23 protein-coding genes and 1 pseudogene are annotated in these 23,646 nt (G+C 59.4%); 9 read left to right on the top strand and 15 right to left on the bottom strand.

What is annotated here, in order from left to right; genetic code table 11:
- Window positions 1–25 precede the first annotated feature (25 nt).
- The gene (locus tag DVR09_RS02395; protein WP_234041523.1) at window positions 26–1,777 is read left to right on the top strand and encodes a DUF2326 domain-containing protein; all 1,752 of its coding nucleotides are present in this window, start codon (window positions 26–28) and stop codon (window positions 1,775–1,777) included.
- 81 nt (window positions 1,778–1,858) lie between these two features.
- Here the strand turns inward: DVR09_RS02395 and rtcA are convergent, their stop codons facing one another.
- From rtcA to DVR09_RS02370, 5 genes are all read right to left on the bottom strand, one after another.
- Window positions 1,859–2,875 (bottom strand): RNA 3'-terminal phosphate cyclase, encoded by a 1,017-nt coding sequence (rtcA, locus tag DVR09_RS02390; RefSeq protein WP_115415518.1) that lies wholly within the window; start codon window positions 2,873–2,875, stop codon window positions 1,859–1,861.
- Window positions 2,872–3,723 (bottom strand): nucleotidyltransferase domain-containing protein, encoded by an 852-nt coding sequence (locus tag DVR09_RS02385; RefSeq protein WP_162814825.1) that lies wholly within the window; start codon window positions 3,721–3,723, stop codon window positions 2,872–2,874. The genes rtcA and DVR09_RS02385 overlap by 4 nt, the downstream gene beginning before the upstream one ends.
- Entirely contained in the window at window positions 3,689–4,141 is a 453-nt protein-coding gene (locus DVR09_RS02380; RefSeq protein ID WP_162814824.1) for a hypothetical protein, read from the bottom strand. Before DVR09_RS02380 ends, DVR09_RS02385 begins: the two co-directional genes overlap by 35 nt.
- Before the next feature lie 30 nt (window positions 4,142–4,171).
- Entirely contained in the window at window positions 4,172–5,398 is a 1,227-nt protein-coding gene (locus DVR09_RS02375; RefSeq protein ID WP_115417739.1) for an RtcB family protein, read from the bottom strand.
- A 746-nt stretch (window positions 5,399–6,144) separates the two neighbouring features.
- The gene (locus tag DVR09_RS02370; protein WP_115415515.1) at window positions 6,145–7,704 is read right to left on the bottom strand and encodes a vWA domain-containing protein; all 1,560 of its coding nucleotides are present in this window, start codon (window positions 7,702–7,704) and stop codon (window positions 6,145–6,147) included.
- Window positions 7,705–7,972: 268 nt separating this feature from the next.
- Between DVR09_RS02370 and rtcR the strand changes: the two genes are divergently transcribed.
- Together rtcR and DVR09_RS02360 are read left to right on the top strand one after the other, a co-directional pair.
- A complete protein-coding gene (gene rtcR, locus DVR09_RS02365; RefSeq protein ID WP_115415514.1) occupies window positions 7,973–9,559 on the top strand; it encodes an RNA repair transcriptional activator RtcR in 1,587 nt (528 codons plus the stop codon).
- A 429-nt stretch (window positions 9,560–9,988) separates the two neighbouring features.
- On the top strand, window positions 9,989–11,347 hold the full coding sequence (locus DVR09_RS02360) for a tyrosine-type recombinase/integrase (protein WP_115415513.1): 1,359 nt from the start codon (window positions 9,989–9,991) through the stop codon (window positions 11,345–11,347).
- Between the two features lie 6 nt (window positions 11,348–11,353).
- On the opposite strand, the gene DVR09_RS02355 is transcribed toward DVR09_RS02360, so the two are convergent.
- The 6 genes and pseudogenes from DVR09_RS02355 to DVR09_RS17870 form a co-directional block, all read right to left on the bottom strand.
- Window positions 11,354–11,950 carry a GntR family transcriptional regulator gene (locus tag DVR09_RS02355; RefSeq protein ID WP_115415512.1) on the bottom strand — a complete coding sequence of 199 codons (597 nt, stop codon included), beginning with the start codon at window positions 11,948–11,950 and terminating at the stop codon, window positions 11,354–11,356.
- Window positions 11,950–12,813: a phytanoyl-CoA dioxygenase family protein gene (locus DVR09_RS02350; protein ID WP_115415511.1), complete on the bottom strand. Its 864-nt coding sequence runs from the start codon at window positions 12,811–12,813 to the stop codon at window positions 11,950–11,952. The genes DVR09_RS02355 and DVR09_RS02350 overlap by 1 nt, the downstream gene beginning before the upstream one ends.
- On the bottom strand, window positions 12,813–13,433 hold the full coding sequence (locus tag DVR09_RS02345; RefSeq protein ID WP_115415510.1) for an acyl-homoserine-lactone synthase: 621 nt from the start codon (window positions 13,431–13,433) through the stop codon (window positions 12,813–12,815). The genes DVR09_RS02350 and DVR09_RS02345 overlap by 1 nt, the downstream gene beginning before the upstream one ends.
- 90 nt (window positions 13,434–13,523) lie before the next feature.
- On the bottom strand, window positions 13,524–14,282 hold the full coding sequence (locus DVR09_RS02340; protein WP_115415509.1) for a helix-turn-helix transcriptional regulator: 759 nt from the start codon (window positions 14,280–14,282) through the stop codon (window positions 13,524–13,526).
- Between the two features lie 149 nt (window positions 14,283–14,431).
- Window positions 14,432–15,031, bottom strand: a complete 600-nt coding sequence (locus tag DVR09_RS02335) for a DNA -binding domain-containing protein (RefSeq protein WP_115415508.1) — start codon at window positions 15,029–15,031, stop codon at window positions 14,432–14,434.
- A 106-nt stretch (window positions 15,032–15,137) separates the two neighbouring features.
- Window positions 15,138–15,251 (bottom strand): annotated as a pseudogene (locus tag DVR09_RS17870) (transcriptional regulator domain-containing protein); the annotation flags it as partial.
- Window positions 15,252–15,603: 352 nt separating this feature from the next.
- Between DVR09_RS17870 and DVR09_RS02330 the strand changes: the two are divergent.
- The 5 genes from DVR09_RS02330 (at window position 15,604) to DVR09_RS02310 (ending at window position 19,984) form a co-directional block, all read left to right on the top strand.
- Window positions 15,604–16,185 (top strand): RNA polymerase sigma factor, encoded by a 582-nt coding sequence (locus DVR09_RS02330; protein ID WP_115415507.1) that lies wholly within the window; start codon window positions 15,604–15,606, stop codon window positions 16,183–16,185.
- A gap of 115 nt (window positions 16,186–16,300) precedes the next feature.
- Window positions 16,301–17,947 carry a TonB-dependent receptor plug domain-containing protein gene (locus DVR09_RS02325; protein WP_115415506.1) on the top strand — a complete coding sequence of 549 codons (1,647 nt, stop codon included), beginning with the start codon at window positions 16,301–16,303 and terminating at the stop codon, window positions 17,945–17,947.
- The gene (locus DVR09_RS02320) at window positions 17,920–18,276 is read left to right on the top strand and encodes a hypothetical protein (protein WP_115415505.1); all 357 of its coding nucleotides are present in this window, start codon (window positions 17,920–17,922) and stop codon (window positions 18,274–18,276) included. Before DVR09_RS02325 ends, DVR09_RS02320 begins: the two co-directional genes overlap by 28 nt.
- A gap of 86 nt (window positions 18,277–18,362) precedes the next feature.
- Window positions 18,363–18,752, top strand: a complete 390-nt coding sequence (locus DVR09_RS02315) for a helix-turn-helix transcriptional regulator (protein ID WP_115415504.1) — start codon at window positions 18,363–18,365, stop codon at window positions 18,750–18,752.
- The gene (locus DVR09_RS02310) at window positions 18,752–19,984 is read left to right on the top strand and encodes a type II toxin-antitoxin system HipA family toxin (RefSeq protein ID WP_115415503.1); all 1,233 of its coding nucleotides are present in this window, start codon (window positions 18,752–18,754) and stop codon (window positions 19,982–19,984) included. The genes DVR09_RS02315 and DVR09_RS02310 overlap by 1 nt, the downstream gene beginning before the upstream one ends.
- Window positions 19,985–19,993: 9 nt before the next feature.
- Here DVR09_RS02310 and DVR09_RS02305 read toward each other — a convergent pair whose 3' ends face one another.
- Together DVR09_RS02305 and DVR09_RS02300 are read right to left on the bottom strand one after the other, a co-directional pair.
- Complete coding sequence (locus tag DVR09_RS02305; RefSeq protein WP_162814823.1) at window positions 19,994–20,497, bottom strand: GNAT family N-acetyltransferase; 504 nt, start codon at window positions 20,495–20,497, stop codon at window positions 19,994–19,996.
- A complete protein-coding gene (locus tag DVR09_RS02300; protein WP_115415501.1) occupies window positions 20,481–20,876 on the bottom strand; it encodes a rhodanese-like domain-containing protein in 396 nt (131 codons plus the stop codon). Before DVR09_RS02300 ends, DVR09_RS02305 begins: the two co-directional genes overlap by 17 nt.
- Before the next feature lie 80 nt (window positions 20,877–20,956).
- On the opposite strand from DVR09_RS02300, the gene ftrA reads away from it, so the two are divergent.
- On the top strand, window positions 20,957–21,919 hold the full coding sequence (gene ftrA / locus DVR09_RS02295) for a transcriptional regulator FtrA (protein WP_115417738.1): 963 nt from the start codon (window positions 20,957–20,959) through the stop codon (window positions 21,917–21,919).
- A 98-nt stretch (window positions 21,920–22,017) separates the two neighbouring features.
- On the opposite strand, the gene DVR09_RS02290 is transcribed toward ftrA, so the two are convergent.
- The gene (locus DVR09_RS02290; RefSeq protein WP_115415500.1) at window positions 22,018–22,833 is read right to left on the bottom strand and encodes a dienelactone hydrolase family protein; all 816 of its coding nucleotides are present in this window, start codon (window positions 22,831–22,833) and stop codon (window positions 22,018–22,020) included.
- Between the two features lie 238 nt (window positions 22,834–23,071).
- Entirely contained in the window at window positions 23,072–23,494 is a 423-nt protein-coding gene (locus tag DVR09_RS02285) for a DUF2267 domain-containing protein (RefSeq protein ID WP_115415499.1), read from the bottom strand.
- Window positions 23,495–23,646: the final 152 nt, after the last annotated feature.

The raw sequence follows: 23,646 nt of genomic DNA, 5'->3' as shown, positions 1-23,646 counted from the left end.
ATATTCCAACCGGCCCGCCGAATTTGTGGCTATCGAATTCGAGCCCGAACTGAACGTGGTTCTCGCGGAAATCCGGCTGCCCGAGAACCGCGATCGGGATACGCATAATCTAGGCAAAACTACGCTTGGCCGCTTGCTCGATTTCGGTTTCCTGGCTGGGCGAGATGCCAAGTTTTTTCTCTTCAAGCACCTCGACCGCTTCGAAGAGTTTGTGTTCTTTCTTGAGATCGAGCTTCTCGATAGAAGCTACGTTACCGTCCGCCGAAGCGTCGCCGAGGCGTCAAAAATCGCGTTTAAGAAACACGCTGCACGTCATCAGGATTTCTCGACTCTGCCTGATCTCGAATGGGACCACGTCGATGTTCCATTTGCGAGGGCAAAGGAACTTCTGGACAGCCTGCTGGACTGGCGCGCGCTAAAGCCTTGGCATTATCGCAAAGGACTTGGGTATTTCCTGCGCTCGCAGGAAGACTTCCGAAATGTCTTCCAGCTTCGGAAGTTCGCTAACTTGCACGCCGATTGGAAGCCATTCCTCGCTCACATACTGGGGTTCGATGCTGAATTGATAACCCAGCACTATGAGAAGGAGAACGAGCTCAAGGAGGCTGAGCAGAAGGCGACGACCATCCGTCAGGAACTGGGTGGCGAGATCGAAGACGCCGGCAAGATTGACGGCCTCTTGCTCCTTAAACGACAGGAAGTCGCCAGGAAACAAGAGCTTCTCGACGCCTTTGATTTTCGGAGCCAGGACAAAGCTGACACAAAGCAGCTTGTCGACCAAGTGGACGCGCGCATCGCTGCTCTCAACCAACGACGCTATTCGCTAACCCAGAACAGGAAAAAGATTATCGCTTCGCTCGAAGAGGATCAGATCCTTTTTAATCCCGAGGATGCGAGCGAACTGTTCCGCGAAGCCGGGGTCCTGTTCTCGGGACAGATCAAGCGTGATTTCCAGCAGCTTATTTCCTTCAACAAGGCGATAACGGATGAGAGGCGCGGCTACCTGGTCGAAGAGCGGGCGGAGATCGACGCCGAGTTAAAGACGATCAATACTGAGCTGAACACGCTCGGAAAGCGGCGCTCGGAGATGCTTGCTTTTCTGAGCAGCACCGACTCGTTTGCAAAGTACAAGCACCTTTCCGGCGAGTTGGTAACACTGCGCGCTGATATCGAAAGTCTCGCGCGGCAGCGCGAGTTTGTGCACCGGCTCCAGCAACTGCGAACCGACATTCGGACACTTTCCGAGGAGAAGATGCATCTGCAAGCGGCGATTGAAGCAGACGTCGAGACGAAGAATGCTGATGACGAAAGCCTGTTCTCCCGCATCCGCCTGTTCTTCAACGAGATCGTGGAGGACGTGATTGATCAGAAAGCGCTGCTCAGCGTTGTAGTCAATCAGTACGGGCATCTCGATTTCCGCGCAGAACTACTCGACGACGCTGGCAACGCGACCAGCGCTGATCGCGGTTTCAGCTATAAAAAACTGCTATGTATCGCATTCGATCTTGCCTTGTTGCGAGCGCATCTGGACGAAGCCTTCCCGCGCTTCGCTTTCCATGACGGAGTATTCGAATCACTCGACGACAGAAAGAAGGAGAATCTGCTCGCCGTTATCCGGCGCTACACCGCTCTGGGCATCCAATCGATCATAACGTTGATCGATTCCGACCTGCCCCCTCGGGAGAACGAAGATCGCGTGTTCGATGAGACCGAGGTCATTATTGTGTTACATGATGAAGGGGACAGGGGTCGGCTCTTTAAGATGGGGGCCTGGTAAGGCGCTACAACCCGAAGGAATAGAAAAACCAAGCGCATCGCCCAGCAGCCCAAATTGCAGTTTCGGCCCAATTGCCGCCGGTCAGCGAACCTCTGCGAGATGTGCCCCGTCAGCGGTTTCCGCGAAGCGAAAACCCCTCCCCGAAAATCGTTCGATCAGGTTCATAGCGGTGCGGGTGTGCTCACTGAGCTTGACTGTGGTGAACGCTCCACGGCCAGCCATTGCGAACGGCAGCAGCAACTGGTCCTGCAGGTACGGCCCGGCAAAGGCCTGCGACGCCAGATAGCCCGCCATCCGCTTGGCCGCAGTCTTTGCCAGGCGTTCAGCAGGTACGCCGAGCTTGCCGAAGCCAGACATGACTTCGGTGACATGTTCGAATTCGGCTACCATTAGCAGGGCATTCCCGGGGCCATTCTCAGCCGGGAGTTGCACGGGCGCGAAGGCTTCGTCGGGCCAATCGGCCAGCACCTTGCGCGCCGCCTTCAGTTCGCGATCAGCGATGTCGAACGGGATCCCGGCGACCAGCGCTTCTACCTTGCCAGTCTTGAACTCGCCGCGCGTCACGCATTCGATCGGGCGCATTGGCGCTGGATCGATGTCCACGACAATGCGCCCGCCGCCGCGCGGGTAGAAGCCGTGACGCTCGAGCGTGATGGAAATCTGTGGCCCCATCCGCTCCAGCACCGGGAGCAGCGTCTTTTGGAGGAACTCAAAAGGCGGCGCGGCCATCGCGTGGGTACCGCCCTCGATCACCAGTTTTGAAGGCGCATCGGCCAGCATCAACGGCACCAGCACGGTCTGCAGTACCAGCCCGGTCGAACCGGCAGTGCCGACGGCAAAATGGTATTCGCCGGGCGTAACGCTGCCGGGCCGAAAGATTAGCTCGCTCGCACCAACAGTCAGCCCGGAGCATTCCGCTCCGCCGATGGTGCAGGCCGCTTCCAGCGCGGTGACATGCTGGCGCATCAGGCCGGGCTTAGCCCTGCCCCCGCGGATGTTCTGGATGGTGAAGGGCTCGCCGGTCAGCAGCGAAAGGGCTGCGGAATACCGCAACACCTGTCCGCCACCCTCACCCTCGGAGCCGTCGATCGTGATCATTCTTTTTCTACCAATTCAAGGAAAAGCGCTTCGGCCTCTTCCGCAAAGTTCGTGTTATCGGTGCGCTCTGGCACTTCGCCAGCGCGTGAGAGCTCATCTGCTACCAACCGTTCGATATCGGGCAGCCTGATGGTGTTTCCCGCTTCGTTGGTTTTCGCCTTTCGAGCGATCAGTTCATCGACCTGATCCACCAGGACCCGATCCAAGTCAGCTGCCTGCATCAGCGGCACCATGCTCATCGGCGGGCGCCTCGACGGATCGAGGCGCAGCGCACGTACGGACAGCGCCGGTCGCAGCGCATAGAAATAGCGCTTCACGGCGATCTCACCGTCTGAGCCGAGCCAGCGATCTGCTGAGCTCCTGCCAAGACTGGCGTAGTGCAAGGCATAGCCGCGAGGGTTGAAGTGGCGACTGGCGAGGTCAGCCAGCCGGTCCACCACCGGATCGTCAGCAATGTAGCGGATCGGGCTTTCGATCCACTCCGACAGCACCGCATTGTGCTTCAGCATAAGGCCCAGCGCCTTACGAATATCCCAGCCGTTCAGATCGATTTCATCGACAATGGGCCTCTCGACCACATCGCGGACTGGCCTCAGCGCGAGATATTCACGGCGAGGCCGTATGTAGAGAAAGCGCACGTCGTAATCGCTGTCAGGCGATGGAAAGCCCCATGCGCGCGAACCGGATTCCACCGCCATCAGCAGGCGCACGCCGTCCTCGCTCGCCACACGGGCGAGACGGACTGCGATATCGGCGCGCACTTCGGGCGCGATGGCGATGCTGATTTCCTTCGACATAAATTGCTCTACTTCTTTAATTCGGCATCCACCAGAACATCCAAGGATCAAATTTACGGTTATCGGATGTCCTTATTCCAAAATCGCCGCGCCCAATTTCGACGTCTGCCAACGCAGCGGTCAAAAACCGTAGGCGCGCATCGCCCACAATCATCGTGAGCTTCTGGCCATCAGGCTCAAGGATCAGATCTGGCGCGTCGGGATCAAACTCGATCCGCAGTTTGTCGAACTTGCCTTTGGTTTTGTGCCCGTAATTTGGGACGCCGAGTATCGCGTCCGTCACAGGATCCAAATCCAGAGTCCGATAGCAAGGTTCGCCGCCTCGCATTCGATCAAGCAAATTTCGGAGCGACCTGCAGCCCGTCTGATCACCAGTGAAATGCCAGCCCCGCCAAGAGCGGTTCGGCTCAGCGTAGCGCCAGATAAAGATGCGACCTTCCTGGTGCCATTCGTTCACCCAGTCTCGCATGAAGGCCTCCCAATGGCGGCGTGAAGGGTGTTACCCCTTCACGCACACCACCTGTTTCAAGGTATGGACGATCTCCACCAGGTCGGCCTGCGCGGCCATCACGGCTTCGATCGGCTTGTAAGCCTTGGGCGTTTCATCGATCACGCCCTCGTCCTTGCGGCATTCGACACCGGCGGTATCGGCGATATGCTCGTCGAGCGTCACCAGCTTCTTCGCCTGAGTTCGGGACATAACGCGCCCTGCACCGTGCGAGCAGCTGTCAAAGCTCTCGGCATTGCCTAGCCCGCGCACGATAAAGCTCTTCGCCCCCATCGATCCGGGGATGATGCCCATCGTGCCCTTGGCCGCGCGCACCGCCCCCTTGCGGGTGACGAGCACGTTTTCGCCGAAGTGGTTTTCCCGCGTCACATAGTTGTGATGGCAGTTCACCGCTTCGCACTCGGCATCGAACGGCTTGGCGATCTGGCTCCGCAGTGCATCGAGCACATGCGTCATCATCACGCGCCGGTTGAGCGCCGCAAAGTCCTGCGCCCATTCGACCGCTTCGACATAATCGTCGAAATGGTCGGTCCCTTCCGGGAAATAGGCGAGGTCCTGGTCAGGCAGGTTGATATGCCACTTGCGCATGTCTTGCTTGGCCAGCTCGATGAAGAACGTGCCGATCGCGTTGCCCACCCCGCGCGAGCCCGAGTGGAGCATGACCCACACCCGCTGCTCGGTATCGAGGCACAGCTCGATGAAGTGGTTGCCGGTTCCCAGCGTCCCCAGATGCACGAGGTTGTTCGTGTTCTTGAGCCGCGGATACTTGGCGACGATCTGTCCGAAGCGCTGGGCAAGCTTTGCCCAGGCATCGACAACGGCCGGAGGCGGATCGCCCCACGAACCCTTGTCGCGCTTGCCGCGTCCGACATCGCGGCCATGCGGCACCGCCGCCTCGATCGCGGAGCGAATACCGGCAAGGTTGTCCGGCAAGTCGCTCGCCATCAGCGAAGTCCGTGCCGCCATCATGCCGCAGCCAATGTCGACGCCGACCGCAGCCGGGATCACCGCGCCTTTAGTCGGGATCACCGATCCGACGGTCGCGCCGATCCCCACATGCACGTCGGGCATGGCCGCAACATGCTTGAAGATGAACGGCATCTTCGCCGCTTTGGTCAGCTGCTCACGCGCCTTGTCGTCAACGGGAACGCCGCGGGTCCACATCTTGATCGGCGACCCGCCTTCCACGTCCTGATATTCATACGTCGTCTGGGTCATGGCGACCTCCTCATGCGTCTTCATAGGTGCTGGCGACAAGTTTTGGCGAGACTTCTCCGCATGTTGCCATGCAGGGGCGGGTTCGAACCGCCTGGTTACCGATGTAGTCCCGACCGGCATTCGCCAGCGCTGATGTAATTCTGCTCTATCGCTTCGCTGCGTGAGCGCAGGGTGCCGACGGCGAGTGATTGATGAGACGTTTTACTGAGCTACTCCGGTTGCCCGGGGGCGGATTCGGACCGCCGACCTCCTTCTTTCGAAGGCGCTCTACCCATGTAGTCCCACCGGCATCCGCCAGCGATTTGTATTCAGGTTCACGGCGACGAGGTTTTGGAAAGACGTTCCTGCTCTACCCGCTGAGCTACAGGCCCATAGTTGGTGGACCTGGCGGGATTCGAACCCGCGACCTGGCGATTACTATTCGATGTAGTCCTTCCGGCATTCGCCGTGAATTTGGAAAAGGTCGGGGCAACGAGTGTTGGTGAGACAATCGACCCTTAAGCTACGTTCCAGCGGCGGGATTCGAACCCACATCTCCCCGCAGGATTGCTCCCATGGGGCGCTTTACTCGTCGGGCCTATCATGTGGGAGATGTAGTCCCACCGGCATTTGCCCCGGCCCTTTCCAAAATCAATCCATTCAAAGGTCGCGGCGACGAGGCTTGGGAAAGACCGGCGCCCCTTTTCAGAGACCACCATCGTGACAGGATGTAGTCCTTCCCGGCATTCGCCGCGACCTTTGATGTTTCAAACCTCCACTTCGTTGACGATCTCGACCCAATCCTTCGCATCGCCATTGGCGAAGCGCGCCATTGCGTCGAACACCGCGTCGGTGAAACCACCGACATTCATGATGTCCTTGCGATCCTTCGCCTGTGTCGAGCCGTAAGGCTGGATGTCGATGCAGATCAGCTTAGCACCCGGGTTCCGGGCCTTCAGCTTGTTCCACTCCTTCATCGTCGCCGAAGCATCGCCATAAGACCACGGACGCGGCGCATCGAACCAGGACTCGTTGTCCGAGACGATGACTACGCAATCGACCATCGCCTTCTCGCGGTTCAGCAAGGCAAGCGGGGCCGAGACGTTGGTTCCGCCACCGCCGACCCCTGCCAGCTTGGCGGCATTCACCGCCACGCGGGCCTTGGGATCGAGCTTGAGCTTCACCACGTCCACCTCGAACGGCAGCACGCGGGTCTGCGAATTGCTCCGCAACATCGCGGCTGAAACCAGCGCGGCGATGTCGATGCAGCGCACGACCGAAGTCGCGCCCTTGCGGTAACCGGTCGCAGGCGAGCTCATCGAGCCCGACACGTCCGGACACACCACGACATTGCCTTCAAGCACCGGGACCTTCGCAAGCGACAGGTCCAGAGCTTTCTCAAGCGCAGCCTGCACCGCCAGTGGAACGCCGTCACCGACCTGAGTCAATGCGGTCATCAACTGGTAGGGCATCGGCTTGACCCGTGCGATGGCATCGGGATCGGCCAGCCGCGCAGCAACCATCTCGGTCACTCCGTCGATCTGGAACACTCCCTTGCGCGCCAGCGTGTTGAGGTTCATCCGCAACGCCTGCCACCCGATACGCTCGGCCAGCACGGCCCACTGTTTCGCGGTGAGCTCGAAGGCAGTCAGCCATTCGAAGGGCACATCGGGCAAGGGCCGCGAACGGTCCGCCTTCCATGCTTCGAAATCGGCGATCTCCTTCGGCAGCGCCGCTACATCATAGGGCTTGCCGATCAGCCAGCCATAGAAGGCACGCCGCTCTGCCGAAGCCGGAGCCGGGTGAACCATCTTCACGATATCGGCCAAGCTCGGATCATTGCCAGTCGCCGCCTGCATCAGCTGGCGGGTCGAGGCATTTTCCAGCCATTTACGCACCAGCCGCTTCGGCCGCGAGCCAAGCGAAGTCCGCCCGGTCTGGCCCGACCGCATTATCCGCACAAAGTTGCGCAGCATGCGGCCGTTATCGATCACGCGCTTGAACACCGGAACCATCAGGTCCGGATCGGTCATCGACAGCACTGCGGTCAGCAATGCCGGCATATCCTTCATCGCGCCCGACTGGCGAGCATAGATCGCACACTTGGCGATCCATTCAGCGTCCACCGCCCAGGCAGCTTCGAGCGCCTTGGCAAGCTGGTCCTGCGCATCGGCGTAGAAACCGTCCGACAAAGTGCCGGTCGCCGCAAGCTGCGCGAGCAGGGCTTCGGGGCCATAGGCATAGGCGTTGCCGCCTGCCTGGTTCACCGTGTCCGTAAGCGGCAGGAACTTCGCCAGCGCCGAGGAAAAAAGCGTCTTGTTGGCCATAGTCCAACTCCATCATGAAACTTCATCGGGCTTTGGGCGGCCGGCCCATTCCGGCCGCCCATTTCCCGCGTCTCGCCGGGTGTTCGACTTACCCGACGGTTTGGATAGAGCATGAGGCGTGCCAGTTATGAGCCGCTCGCTCCGGATTTCGTATAGTGTGCTGAAATATATAGGATTCTTGAGACCCAGCCCTCTCAACAGTACATCGTAAGTTTGTGAGAAATCTATTCTCTTGTATCGCTTATGATAAAATTTTATCAAAGCGGGTATGAAGCCCATTACTGTCATTGGTTTTCTTGGCTCAACACTCGACGCCGCAAAGTTTGGTCCGTCACGCTGGAACAAGTGGCGGCCCACGGTAAGCATCTGCATGCAGGAGGACCTCCGGGTGGATCGGTTTGTGCTGATCCACGGCAGCTATCACCGACGCCTCGCCGAATTCGTCATGCAGGATATTCGGGATGTTTCGCCCGAGACCGAAGTCGTCCCCCACGTCATGGATTTCGAAGACGCGTGGGACTTCGAGGAGGTTTATGGAAAGCTGCTCGATTTCGCGCGTGAGTTCGAATTCGATCCGGACACGCAGGACTACCTGATCCACATCACTACCGGCACGCACGTGGCGCAGATCTGCCTCTTCCTGCTTACAGAGGCGCGCTATCTGCCCGGTAAGCTTTTGCAGACACAGCCGCACAAGGGCGCCCCGCAGCCGATCGGCACCTGGGCCTCGATCGATCTCGACCTTTCCCGCTACGATTCCATTGCCAGCCGCTTTGCCGAAGCGAGCGCGGAAAGCACCAGCTTCCTCAAGAGCGGGATCGAGACCCGCAACGCAGCCTTCAACCGCATGATCGAGGAGATTGAACAGGTCGCGGTTCGCAGCCGCGCGCCGATTTTGCTTATGGGCCCGACCGGCGCAGGCAAAAGCCAGCTCGCGCGCAAGGTCTACGAGCTCAAGAAACTGCGCCACCAGGTCGAAGGGCCATTCGTGGAGGTCAACTGTGCGACGCTGAAGGGCGACAGCGCCATGTCTGCCCTCTTCGGCCACAAGAAAGGCGCCTTCACGGGTGCAGTGCAGGACCGGCCCGGCTTGCTCAAGAGTGCTGACAAGGGCCTTTTGTTCCTCGACGAAATTGGCGAACTGGGGCTTGACGAACAGGCGATGATCCTGCGCGCGATCGAGGAGGGGCGCTTCCTTCCGGTTGGCGCGGATAGCGAGGCAAAGAGCGAATTCCAGCTGATCGCCGGAACCAACCGCAATCTTATGGATGAAGTCGCCGCCGGGAATTTCCGCGAAGACCTATTCGCACGACTTAACCTATGGACTTTTGCTCTGCCCGGTTTGGCCGAGCGACGCGAAGATATTGAACCCAACCTTGATTACGAACTTGAGCGTTTCGCCGAACGTGAAGGCACGCGTGTTACCTTCAACAAGGAAGCGCGGGACCGGTATCTCGCTTTTGCCGAGAGCCAGTCTGCACGGTGGCAAGGCAATTTCCGCGACCTCGCCGCCAGCGTAACCCGCATGGCGACACTTTGCCCGACCGGCAGGATCGACCGTGAGGCTGTGGATTTCGAAACCGGCCGCCTCGCAAAGCTCTGGTCAGGCGACAAGGCAGAGACAAGCCTGTTGACCGACTTGCTCGGAAAGGATCGCGTGGGGGCGATCGACCCTTTCGACCGGGTACAGCTGGAATATGTGGTTGACGTGTGCCGACGCTCAGCCAGCCTTTCTGACGCAGGACGCACCCTGTTTGCCGCCTCACGCGAACAGCGCACATCGACCAATGATTCTGATCGCCTGCGGAAATACCTCGCCAAGTTTAGGTTGGACTGGGGTGCCCTCACCCAATGACCTAAGTAGCTGCAATCTGGACCGATTCTAGAGATGTGCGACGCAATCGAGGCGCCCGAATTCCAAGGCCCTCAAATTTTATTGTAGTGTCGGAGCATCCCGCAGCGGCCCCGAAAAGACCATTCAAGCCCGCACATTATGTGGGGTCAATCGTAGGAACGCATTCTGCGATTTTCTCGGAACCCGCGCAAAAACAACGCGCTAGGGCAGTTGACTGGCGCACCCGACAGATTCGAACCTGTGACCTCTGCCTTCGGAGCGGGTACAAAAGGAGTACGCCAGACTACGAAATTCTACGCTAAGGCACTGTTTTCAAATGTTTTAGCTTGAAACCGAGATACGCTGGCGTAACCGCGTTTACGCCCCCACTTTCTGCCGCGTGCTTCCTCCACGCTTACGAAAAATCGGGGCCCAGAGACGGAGATCGCCATGGTCAAATTGACCAAACGCGCTGTCGAGGCAGCCGAACCAAAAGCCACAGACTACATTCTATGGGATGAGGACATATCCGGTTTCGGGCTGCGTGTCTTCCCCTCAGGCAGACGAAGTTACATCGTGCAATACAGGCAGCGCGGAAGATCGAGGAGAATGTCGATCGGGCCGCACGGTGTTTGGACTGCCGAAACCGCCAGACGCGAAGCCAGGGCCCAGCTCGGTCGGGTTGCTGCAGGCAACGATCCGGCGGAAGAGCGGCTCGAGGATCATCGGGCGATGACAGTGAAGCAGCTTTGCGAGCGCTACATCGAAGATTTGGAGAATGGACTGATTCTCGGCAAAGGTGGACGGCCCAAGAAGCAATCCACGATCGACACCGACATCGGCAGGATCAGGCGGCACGTCATCCCATTGATTGGTACGCGCCGCGTGAAGGATCTCACGCGGGCTGACATGGTCAAGATCATGCGCGACATCATGGCAGGCAAATCGCGCATTATCGTCAAGACGAAGAAGCTGCGCGGCAAATCGATCGTTAAGGGTGGTCCGGGAACAGCCACTCGCACACTCGGCCTGATCGGAGGCATCCTGACTTACGCAATCGATCTTGGTGTCATCGACCGCAATCCGGCGCACGGCATCAAGAAGCCGAAATACAAAGTGCGCGAGCGCAGGCTAACGGAAGCGGAATATGGCATCCTTGGGAGACTTCTTGCCGAAGCAAAGAAGCGCGACGAGTTCTGGCCGTCGACCGATATCATTCGGCAGATTGCCCTCACGGGTTGCAGGCGTAGCGAGATCATCACTCTCAAATGGTGCGATGTGGACATCGAAGGGAGTTGCCTGCGCTTATCGGAAAGCAAGGAAGGAAGGTCGATCCGGCCCATAGGTCTGCCAGTGGTCGAGTTTCTCGAAGCCGAGCGCCAGGCCGCAACGGGCAGCTATGTCTTCCCGGGCTATGGTGCAGACACCGCCTTCGGCGGTTTCCCAAGGCAATGGAACCAGTTGCTTGGCGGCACGCCTCTCGAAGGCGTTACGGCCCATGTTCTGCGGCACAGCTTTGCCAGCATCGGCAATGATCTTGGCTTCACGGAGGTAACGATCGCGGCACTGCTGGGCCATGCGAAGGGATCGATCACCAGCAAGTACATCCACGTGCTCGACGCAACCTTGATCACGGCCGCGGACATGATTGCCGGATACGTGAATGCTCTGCTCGACGGTACACGGTTCCAGCAAGGTAGCTTTGCGCTTGATCGCGCAACACGAAAGAATGCGTTGAATGAGTTTATTGCCAGTCGGGAACCGAGTGGGAGTTCTCTATCTCGCCAGCGCTACTGGCATATAGGATAGTTGGATCTATCGGGTTTCAAGTAACTCGATCAGTTCGGCAGTTCTAATCCGGCGCACCTGATGGAAATCGAATACTGCCGATGACAACTCGGTTGAGTGGCTGAACGCAAGCTCTGCGATGTTCTCGATCTCGGTATAGCCGTCTGGAAGCAGGCCGGTTTCGACAGTTCGAAGCAGGTGGAGGTGCTCGTTCACTCTGGCAATCGCCGCACTGAATGCGGCGTTGTGCGACCACCCCGCCAATTCCAAAAGCACCGCGCTGACCCTTTCAGCATAGCCCGACAGTCTTGGTTTCTTCGGCTTCGGCGTTGGTTGCGGGGTGCCGCTTTGGATTGCTTCCACAATGAGAACGCCGCTGAGTTCGAGCATGTCACGAAGACCTTTTTCGGTCATGCGTGGCACCCGGTATCCTTCGCCCGGCCTGAACTCCACCAGCCCTTCTCCGACGAGCCGATTGAGGCAGTCACGAACAGGGGTCATGCTCACGCCGAAGTCTTCTGCAAGCCGCTGGGCTTCGAGCCTGGTTTCCTGCGCCCATACACCATTGAGCAGGCTCTGCTTGAGCCGTTCATAGGTCGGTTCAAGAACGTGGGCCGGGCTCATCAGCCGCTGCGCCGACTTTGCGCGAACGCACCTACAGCCTCGGCCTGATCGGGTCGCAGGGCATCTTTGGCCCCGCTCGGCATGCCCGGCATGTCCTGCAAGAGTAGCGACGGGCACTGCCCCTCGTAGTTTCCGAGGTTCGGCCGGTGCTGGACGTAACCTGTGAGTTCCGCAAGCTCCGCCGGGAAATGTTTGGCAATATCCGGCGGGTAGGCGAGCGAGGGGTTTTCGTGCGGCTTGAGCCAGCCAAGGCTGTAGCCGATTACGACAGCTCGGCGCGATTTCTGCGCCAGATTTGCACCCGCGCCATGAACTGTCGATCCGAGAAAGCAAATTGCTGCTCCGGGATTGCAAACCGCAGCGATCGGAGAGCCAAGCTGATCCAGCTCCTCTACCTCAAGCCGGTGCGATCTCGGATAAATCCTGGTCGCGCCATTTTCCTCGGTGAACGGGTCGAGCGGCCACATGACGTTGAGAAGGAATTCCGCTCCGTTCTTCTCTATTGGCCACATATCGTGATCGCGATGCGGAAACTGCTCGATTTCTCCGGGATGTATTTCGATGAGTTGCGCGACATTAAGCTGGATGCGGTCGCACGCCGAGCCCAGAAACTTCTGCGCCAATGCCAAGATGGTGGGATTCAGGATGAGATCGATCGCGAAGGCTGAACGTCTGGGCAATCTGCCGACTCTCTTGGTCCGGTGCCCGTAGAAATCGCCGATACAGAATGGAGTTTCAGACAGGGCCGGATCGAGATCGCGTTTCAAGCCGTCGATTGTCTCTAATGGGACAAGGTCAGGGATAAGGCAGTAACCGTCGTCGCTCAGCCCCTGCGACCATGATTCCGAGATAGTCTCGCCCATCACGCAGCCCCCTCAAACATCGCAACGTCGTAGGAGGTCGAACAGTAAATTCCTTTCGGTGAAAGCGCCCCTGGTGTGTCACGATCGATCTCGATCTTCATTGCTACAAGGGCTTCGCCGCCCAAGGTGAGACACGGTCCCAGAGCCGAACACTTCCATCCAAACCGGCTGATCTGTCTGAACCACGAGTTTGTGGCGACCGCTGTGTAGGCTGCAATACCGCGCTCCAGCGCGTGCTCGACCAAGGCAGTCACGAGTTGGTTGCGCGCAAGCCGCCGTTCGGTTTTCTCGAGCGAAGGATCGATACAGAACCGAGTGATTTCCCGGATCGTGCTCCCGACGGGAATTGGTTGGGGGCTGAGCTGCGGGAAGAGGTCGGCAAGTATATGCGGACTATCGGTTGGCAAAAGCCTTGCAGAAGCGCGGTGGTTTCCGTCCTCGTCGGTCAGAACGAGATAGGAGGCACCCTCCGTATCGAACTGATCGATCTCGTATTTCCCCGCGAGAACCGGGATGTCCCACCCTAGACCATCGACGAATACTTGCTTCCTAGCGGCAAACATGGCGCGCAGTGCATGATTGACCCCGGCCCCTTTGATCGAATGGATAGTCGGTAACATCTGGTCTGCCTTCGTCGGTTAGAACAAGGCAGATAAAAGACCACTATTGTACACGAGCACCCATACCAATAAATGGGGATGCCTTGTGGTTTATGCTTCATTGGCACCGGATAATCGGAACACGTCGGCGAACCCGATGACGCCATCGAAGAGGGCGGAAAGTATCAGAGCTTGCTTGCAATGAACTTCGTATCTTTCGCGGGCGATCTTGAGATGCTGGATGACCGTATCGGTGCTGATTCCGAGGATGATTGCTGTTTCGGAAGCTGTCTTCCCGCGCGCCACCCACAAGAGGCATTCACGCTGTCGGTCGCTTAGTTTCGGGTCCTTTGGTGCTCGCCGCATATCGCTGAGACCCAGAGCGCACGTCAACGCCAATGCTCCTGTGAGTTCGGCAATTGCAAGCGAGTTTTGCGGCAGCGATTTGCCGGGGCGGACGACGAAGGAACAGCTGCCGCGTGCCATGCCCGGCAGGTGACGCGGTACCGTATAACCGTCACCGATACCGCATTCGCTTCCAACGGCCAGCATTTGCCGGTCGCCGCGCGTGAGCGGTATAAAATCGCCAATAGACTTCCAGGCAAACCCGATGAAAGAATGATCGCAGGCGCGGCGAACCGGATCGCGGCCGGAGAGATCAAAGCCGGTGTACACTTTTGCCCATTCATCGGGATAGTCGTGCAGCAGCAGGTCCGGAATGGAAGCTTCGCTCGCCCGCGGTTCAAGAGTCAGAGCAAAGTGGTCAAATCCCAGACGCCGGGACAGCGACGCCAGAGACTGTTCGAGATGGTTGCTCGTCTGGATTTCGTGGAGTTCGGTAGCAAAGTCCTCTGCAAATGCAGTTTCCATGTCGTTGCCGTTCGATCGGCGGACTGCGACCCAACCCGAGCCAACCAAAATCGCCAGGTATTGGTCGGTTACGCCGTTTCAATCGGCCATCGCGACCCGTTTGACGCCAAACATCGGAGCCCCAGGCTCGATGCTACGGGTTCGCTACACTAGCCTGCCTGTTTGGGGTCTGACAATTGCAGGGCATTTTGTGCCACACCGTCGATTCGTTCACACGGTCGCGCGCGCCCTTTCAACAAATCCTTGTAGCCCACCTTCACCATTTGTCTGGCTTCCGCAGCGAGGCGCTGCGTTTGTCGGCGGTAGGAAGATGACTTCCATTCGATCGCTGAAACACGCTCGAGGCCAGGATAGAGCGCCAAGCCTGCCACTTTCCGGACAGTTGCATTTCGTTCTCCAAGTCTCTCGATTGTGTCAAGAATGAGAAGCAACGTGGTCAGCCTGTGTCGATGATACGGGGTCGGGCGAAGAAAGCGCGGCGTGCCGGTTCCCCCGACCAACGCAGCAACCGATTCGAGGCGGGCTTCAATCCACTGGTCTGCACGACATAAGAAGCCGGCCTTTTTCGGTTCATCAGGCCGCGACGACAGAACTATGCGATGACGACCGCGCCGACCGTCGACGATCAGGTGCCTGGTGTCTTTGTAAACACGATCCGTCACTATTCGCCTTGAAGACAGGATGCGGTCGAGCAAGGACTTGTCCTCCACCGGTATGCGAGCGTCGATGATGAACGGCGCATCTCTCATACGCCAGATCGCCGGGCAGCGTATCGCGTCGTGTCGATGCCGGAAGGCGAAACTCCAACCCCCAAAAATTCGCCACTTCTAGCGCGGAGACATCCATCATCCCGTCTGCCAATGCCGCACATTGCCTACGATACTCCGGGTTTCGCGCGAGGAACTCCTGAGCAAAATCGGCGAGATCGTGCTGCGCAAAACGTGTGCGATAATCGGCTTGCAAACTCATGATTGCCCCCTTGTTGCAAGGGATGGCTAGGAGTTCGCTATACGCAGTTGCAGTCCACGAACTGGGGATACCCGTACCGGGAACTGGGCAGCCAAGTCTCGGAAAACCCGGCTTGAATCGCCACTTGCCATAAGCAGCGCAAACCGGCAGGATCTCCCCGCGCGGACCGATTGCTGGCGTAGGACCGCGTGGAATTCTCCGCCAAGCATCAAACACGCCGGTCCGCATTCGGGACAGGCGGCCGGACCGGTCAAGAACCCGCCATGCGGTTCGAACGGCGGCGCAGCACAGGACACCGTCGAAGCGTCACCATCGACGTGCGCATTTGCGGTTGCGCCAATTCTGTGTTTCCATGTCTCTGTCTACGCTCGACGCCCCACAGGATGCGTCGGATAATCGCACTCCATCGCGCCCGACTTGTTTCAGCGAGAAGCCGCCCGACGCGCGGCAGATCCTCGACACCCTCTATCGCACCGAATGCGATGCGCTGCGCGCCTTTCTGAGCCGCCGCGCGAAACCCGAGGACATCGACGACCTGATCCACGAGGTCTTCATAAGAGCGGCTAAGAGCGCGCAACTGCCGCATTTGTTCAATCCCGGCGGCTTTCTCTGCCGGATTGCCCAAACTGTGCTGATCGATCGGGCTCGACGCAAAAGGGCAAGGATCAGGACGGTGCCGCTCCCAGGATGCGACGAACCTGCATGTGCGCCGGAACAGACAACTCATATCGAGTTGCAGGAACTCCTCACGGCGATCGAAAATGCCCTCGCAGCCCTGCCAGACAAGACGAAGCGGATTTTTATGATGAGCCGGTCGGAACAGCGCAGTTACCGCGAGATACACCAGGAGTTGAGGATCTCGCAGGCAACCGTCGAATACCATATGATGAAAGCGCTGGCGCATTTGCGCGCTGCGGTCGAACTCGCTCGCTAAACGGCAATCCAAAAATAATTTCAATTGAAACTAAGGTGATCGGTAACCGGTGCGTCACTCCCTGCACCGGCAAGCGGCAAGGCGCCCTGGCCGGCCAGTTATCAGGGAGAGAAAGATGCTATTTCGTTTTCGCGCTTTACCCGCGCTTTTTGCCGGCTCCGCGCTTATCGCCATCGCTTCACCGCTTCACGCGCAAGACCGCGACTCGGACACCGGGCAACCCGCTCAAGGCGAGACGAGCCAGGACGAAGACAATACGATTGTCGTGACCGGAACGCGAATTCGCGGCGCGCGGGTTATCGGGGAAGTGGCCACGCTCGATCGCGAGGCAATCGTGGAAGCGGGGCAGATCGATCTCGGCGAAGCAATCCGCGTCCTGCCGCAGAATTTCTCCGGCGGCCAAAACCCGGGGGTCGGCTCGGGTGCAGGACTGGTCAATCAAAACGTCAATTCCGCTTCGAGCGCCAATCTTCGTGGACTGGGTCCCGACGCAACCCTTACGCTGCTCAATGGTCACCGGCTTCCCTACAATGCGGCATTCCAGGCTGTCGACATCTCCGCCATCCCTCTCGCTGCGGTCGACCGCCTCGAGGTGATGCCGGACGGAGCCTCGGCGCTTTACGGGTCGGACGCTGTCGGCGGCGTGGTCAATGTCATCCTCCGCCGCGACTTCGAAGGTGTGACGACCTCGGCGCAGATCGGCGCGAGCACCGATGGCGGGAATTTTCGGCAGCAATTCGACATAGTGGGCGGGACGCTCTGGGATGGCGGCGGCGTCATGCTCGCATACGACTTCGCCAACAATTCGGCGATCGAGGCGCGCCAGCGCGACTACACCTCCTCGCTGATCGAAGAGACCACGCTTTATCCAGAGATCCGGCGGCACGCGGTGACCCTATCCGCGCATCATGATCTTGCTCCGGGTATCGAGGCGAGCGTTGACGCCGTCTACTCCAACCGAAGTTCGCAGCGGGCGTCCGGCACCGAGACGCTGCTAACGCGCCGGGCCCCCAAGGTCGAAGGATTTGCGATTGCACCATCGCTCAGATTCGATGTCGGCGGCGGGTGGCAAGCGAGGATCGAAGGCGTTTATGGCCGGGACCGCACGCTTCTCAATGCGACCTTCACGCCCGCATCGGGCAATGCAACCATGTCCGATGGTCGTTTTCTCAACGAGTTGACCGCGATCGAGGCCGGTCTTGAGGGGCCGCTCTTTGCGTTGCCCGGTGGTAACACGCGGCTCGCAGTGGGCGGAGGCATCCGCAACAATCGTCTCGATTATGCTCTCGATGACGGGCTTTTCGATGTCGCTTTCGACGTCGAGCGCGAAGCGAAGTTCGGCTATGCGGAGCTTTATCTGCCCCTCGTTTCAAGCGCGAATGCCATCGCGGGCATTTCGCAGCTGACGGTGTCTGCAGCCGTGCGCTACGAAGACTATTCGGGTCTCGATGAACTCGCCACGCCACGGATCGGACTGACCTTCGCCCCGGTCGATGGGTTCACTCTTCGTGGCAGCTGGTCGCGCTCGTTCAAGGCACCAACGCTTTTCCAGCAATTCACCTTTTACGAGGCAATCCTCCTTCCCGCCGCGCCATTTGGGGCAGGAAGTGCGGGCGACACGCTCCTGTTCACCGCCGGCGGAAATCCCGAAGTCGGGCCGGAGCGTGCGCACAGCAGATTCGGATTGCCCCGAGGGGAGAGGCTTAAAAAGATTCAGGCGGGCTTTGCCGACATTTGTTCGATGCGGAAGAGCGGCAGATAATCCCTCTGTTCGATACGACCAGTATAGCGCATCGTGCGGTCCGGGAGGCCTGCGGCGAGCATCTGTGGATCGGCGGCGGTAGAGGCCAGGCTTTCCGGCTTTCGCCAAACTCGAAAAAGTTGCTCGACCAGTTCACGATCCTGGCCAATACATCGTCGCTCCATCCGCTCGACTGGAAGCGGTTCTACCGGCTGGTGAAGGAAGGTCGTCAGACCATACCCGGCCATGTGCTGCGCTCCGAACTTGTCCGCGCAGGGTTCACCGAGGCCAAGGCGGAGGAGCTTGCTGCGATCTATCACCATCTTCGGGAATACAAGCGCTCCGCCTGACAACCGCCCATCACACTTGCATGTTTTCATAACATCTCATATATGAGCGTTTGATTGCGATAATGCATCATATTTGAGCGATTAAGATGGCCTCACCAAAAACCGCATCCGCCCTGCGCCGCCTTGGCGAAGACCTGCGCGAAGCGCGGCTACGCAGGCGTATCTCGATCGAAGATCTCGCGCTGCGCGCGGGAACATCGCGCAGCACGGTTGCGCGCCTCGAGCAAGGCGATACCGGAGTCGGCATCGGCACGCTGTGCGACATCCTCGTTGTATTCGGACTGGTCGACCGTCTTGGCGAGCTGGCCGACGTGCGCAAAGACGATATCGGCCTCGCGCTCGACAGCGAACGCCTGCCACAGCGCGGCCGGTCGAGCGGCACGCGGCGTGCCGGAACCGGCCGGTCTGCAGGAAAGCAAAGCCAGTCCGACGGGCACGAAGGCGATGACACCGATCCCGATGGCGTGGCCTTCTGATGGCCAGGTTCTCGTCCCAGGTTGCCCTTGGCGAAGGCCTGCTTCCGGTGGGGCAATTGCATTTCACCAGCGAAGCGTCGCGGCAGTTCTCGACCTTTTCCTATTCTTCCGAATGGACCGCCCACAAGCAGGCTTTTGCGCTGGCACCGAGCCTGCCGCTCGAAGGCGGACCCTACCACGCGGCGGGCCAGCGCGAGAGAGCGCCAGATGCCCTTCCGGGCGCATTCGCCGATGCTGCACCCGATAGCTGGGGACGCCGGTTGCTGCGACGCACTTACGGCGCCGGCCTTTCCGAGTTCGAATACCTCACCCTGTCCGACGATATGTGCCGCCAGGGCGCCCTGCGGTTCCTCGACGATGATGGAAACATCATCGCCGGAAAGGCACCCGATGCCATCCCCCGACTGGTGGAGCTCGAAGCGATCACAATGATCGCGCGCGACTACGAGGCGGGCAAGGATGTCTCGCAGGAAGACATGCAGGCGCTGGCAGGTGCAGGCGGGTCGGGCGGTGCGCGCCCCAAGGCCAATGTGCGCGAAGGCGACCGGCTCTGGCTCGCAAAGTTTACCTCTTTGACCGACGAGAGCCCGGTCGAGCGCGTCGAGGTAGCGACGCTCCGGCTTGCCAGAGCGTGCGGGATAAAAACACCCGAAGTCAGATTGGAAATGGCCGACACGCCCTATCCGGCCGCGCTGCTCGAGCGGTTCGACCGGCGCGGGACGGCACGCATCCCCTATATTTCGGCGCGCACGGCGCTGGACAAGCCCGGAACAGACCCCGGGTCCTACACGGAAATCGTCGATTTTCTGCGCGCACATTCCGCCGACCCGCAAGCCGACTTCGAGGAGCTCTACCGCCGGCTCGTGTTCACGATCCTGGTGTCGAACAAGGACGATCACCTGAAAAACCACGGCTTTCTCTATGCAGGAGAAAACCGCTGGCGGCTGTCGCCGGTGTTCGATGTGAACCCCGCACCCGATCGCAATCCATATCTCGAAACCGCGATCATCGAGGGCGGGGCACATGACCGCTCGATCGAACTGGCTCTGGAGGCCTGCGACTTCTTCGAGATCGCTGAGGATGACGCCGTTGCGCTCATCCGCGAACTGGCCGGACAACTGGCGAATAGCTGGCGCGACGCGCTGCGGGATACCGGCCTGTCGGGCGCGGAGACCAGGGACTACGAACCGGCATTCGTTCACGACGAGGCGGAACGGGCCTTGGCGCTGTAAAGCGGATTGTCAGGGCACTTCGCGAACCAGAGCCCCCGCGCTGCCCGCAAGTTCCTTGGCGAAGCGCAGTTTCGGACACTCGAGAACATCCAGGCGGCGATAGAAGCGGACGGCCCCGTCATTCCAGGCGGGTGTCTGCCATTCGAGACGGTCGGCTCCCTTCTCGTCCGCCCGGAGCAGGGCAGAGTCGAAAAGCTTGCGTCCGACAGCCATCCCGCGGGAGTTCTCGGTCACGAAAAGGCAATCGAGATGCGCCCACAAATGGGCACGCCAGAGCGAGAAATCATATGTCATCGCCGCATAGCCGAGCACGCGGTCATCGCAGGAGGCGACAAGGATCTCGATCGGAGGATCGGCTGCCGACAACAATCCCGAAAGCGTTTCGGAAGTGAGCGTCGCGCTACTGTCTTCGTATCTGGCATGGGCGCGGATCAGGTCGATGAGTTGACCGCAGTCTGTGGTAGCGGCTCGACGTACCCGAACGCTCCCGCCGTCTTCAACTGCCGGTTTCAAGCGCGAAGCCTTCATCCAGCCATCCGGTCACCCCGCCCGCCATGATCTTGGCCTTGCGTCCGAGGTCCGCCAATCTCAAGGCTCCCCTTGCCGCACCATTGCAATGCGGACCGGCGCAATAAGTTACAAACACCGTGTCATCGGACCACTGCGCCAGTTTCGAGGCAATAATCTTGCCGTGCGGCAGATTGACCGCGCCCGGCACATGCCCCTTGGCGAACATCTGGGGGCTGCGCACATCGAGCAGGACAAAGTCGGGCTCCTTGCCCATCGCCTCATGGACGTCCCAGCAATCGGTCTCGAACCGGAACTGGGCGGCAAAATGCTCATGCGCCTCGGCGCTGGAAGCGGGTGGAACGGCTGTCACTGTGGATGGCATGGATCTTTCCTTTCACAGCCCGAATTATGGGCGCGAACGGCCTCTTGCAATTGGCGGAAATGGCAATAAGCGTAAAGATTATGCCGAAAACGAACGGTCCGCTTGTTGTCGCGCTTTTGTATGACGGGCTCTGCACGTTCGAATTCGGAATTGTCTCGGAGGTGTTCGGTCTCGCCCGGCCGGAGATGGGGCGGAACTGGTATCGTTTCGCGAGCGCTGCGATCGAACCCGGACCACTGCGCGCACAAGGCGGCTTTACGATCCTGCCTGACGGCAGCCCGGGTTTGTTCAGGCGAGCGGATACGATCATTATTCCCGGCTGGCGGGGCATGGATCACCCGGTGCCCGATGAACTGGTTGCCTTGCTACAAACCGCGCACAAGCGTGGGACGCGGCTGGTATCCATCTGCTCCGGGGCATTTGTCCTGGCTGCAACCGGGCTGCTCGATGGCACACGGGTTACGACGCATTGGCGATACGCACAGGCGCTGCGCGACCGCTTCCCGGCGATCGAGGTCGACGAAGCGTCACTGTATCATGGCGCGAACAATATTTTCACATCGGCCGGCAGCGCGGCCGGCATCGATCTGATGATCGAACTCGTGCGTAGCGATTTCGGCCCCGATGCCGCGAATTCGGTTGCAAAGCGTATCGTCATGCCCCCGCATCGTAGCGGAGGACAATCGCAGTTCGTCGAGCGCACAGTCCAGGTCCGACCGGATACCGGGCTCGCGCCTCTGCTCGACCGCATCCGGCAAGATGTCGCCCAGCGCTGGACCATTTCGAAGATGGCCGATCTGGCGAGGATGAGCCGCCGCACATTCGAGCGCCGCTTTGTCGAGGCGACGGGCAAGGGGCCGGGCGAGTGGATTATCGCGGAAAGACTGGAGGCGGCGAAGGATCTGCTGGTCGCATCGGACCGTTCGGTGGACGAAGTGGCGGAGGCGACCGGCTTTGGCAGCGCCTATAATCTGCGCCACCATTTTCGCGAGAAGCTCGGTCAGAGCCCGGCCGTGTTCCGCCGGGAATTTGCAAGGCGCTGAGGCGGCAAGTTGCCGTGGTCATGACCGCATCAGAAGATTGCGGCAAGTGCCAGGTCACGAGCGAGAGCCGCGCCCGCCCTCGCTCATTTCAGGACCTACTAATCTTGCAGCCGGTGACGAAAGAACTCCAGAATCTCGTCTCTCGCTTTGACAGTGGGTTCGCCCGCCCCATCGATCAGGTGTTGCGTGACCACACTGTGAGGATACGGCACATGCGCCTCGAAAAACGGAGACACGTTCGTATTGGCCGCTGAATCGGGCAAGGTCGTCGGCACGAAACGGTCGCCCAATGCGTCCGCGTAGGCGGCAAAACGCGCAGCGCGGCAAATCTGGTCACCTTCGAAACGGTATGCGCGAACTGTAAGGTCGTCCTTCTCCAGCCGCTCCCTGACGGCTCTCAGCTCCTCGGGCGAACTCTCGACCTCTTCCGGCTTGTCCAGTGGCAGCGAGGGCTGCGCGAGAACCGGTGCGATAACCGATGGCTCGAGCATCATGCTCAGTGCAAAATTGCCGGTGAAACACATGCCGATCGCACCGACACCCGGTCCGCCGCATTCCTTATGCGCAAGTCTTGCCAGTCCGCGCAGCCAGCCCGTGACCGGGCTGGAGCCTTTCCCCGCAAATGCGTGAAACTCTGCGGCCACGCAAACCTTCTTGAAAGTCTGGGAACCTTCATCGGCAGCGGGTACGGCGCCATCGCGGCCAAACAGGGACGGCATGTAGACGGTAAAGCCCGCATCCCGCACCCAGCGCGCAAATCTCGCGACGTGAGGACTGATACCGGGCAATTCGGTCATGACGATGACGGCCGGGCCGTCGCCCGTTACCCAGACGGTCTTCTCCACATCATCTATTTCGATCTGTCGACCGACGAAATCGGCCAGATCATCATCGCGCGCAAGCATGTCTTCCATACGAGTAACCTTCTACATCTGTTTTTTGAACTCAAGCCTCGAATGCCCGCTCTAAGTTCAGTTGTCAAACTCAGATTGGGCATGCCTCGGAGTCAAAGACAGCGAGCGCTCATGGCGCTCACAGGCCAATGCAGGCGCCGGTTACGCGCGCCGGTGCGAAGGAGAGAGTTACCCGACATCGAACGGAGAGACCGCATGGCGCTACTCTCCGAAATGATCGCAACAAAACCGCTTTGTTCTACGGTGCAGGCCAAAGCGAAGCGAGCACGCGGGGAAGATTCTCGCGGATCTTCGCGGCCTTGGGCTGCTCCAGCTTTTGGCAAAACAACCAGAAGACATCACCCACCAGGGTTTCGACCCGAAAGTGGTGAGCCCGTACGCGGTCATAGACGCGGTCCTGGAATTCGTCCGGAGTAGTCGGCTCTTCCTTCGCTTCGTCAAGCCGCCAGCCATCGAGAAAGATACCGCGTTCCAGCGCGGGAAGCGCATTGGCTATTTCGAGCACGGCGTCGTTGGGCACAGAGCGCCTCAGCTCATGCATGACCGCACGCATTTGCGGACCGCTTTGGTGTGTCGTCCTGACATCCATGCGCTTCGCCAGATCCACGCACCATTCGACATGCAGTCTGCTAGCATGCTCGACATCGTATGGGTGTGCCATCTTTATTGTCCTATCCTTTGGCCCAGAAGCTTGCCGGTCATGGCGAGATGATCGCCCGAAGAGAACCGATCGCACCTGGCTAGATATATATTTTGAATGTAGGGGCAAGACGGTATACTCGGCTTCGAATGACGCGCGAAAACGAGAATATA

The sequence above is a fragment of the Erythrobacter aureus genome (assembly GCF_003355455.1).
Classification (GTDB): domain Bacteria; phylum Pseudomonadota; class Alphaproteobacteria; order Sphingomonadales; family Sphingomonadaceae; genus Qipengyuania; species Qipengyuania aurea.
The sequence above is the reverse complement of the archived record's forward strand: the minus strand, read 5'-3'. Positions and strand labels throughout refer to the sequence as shown.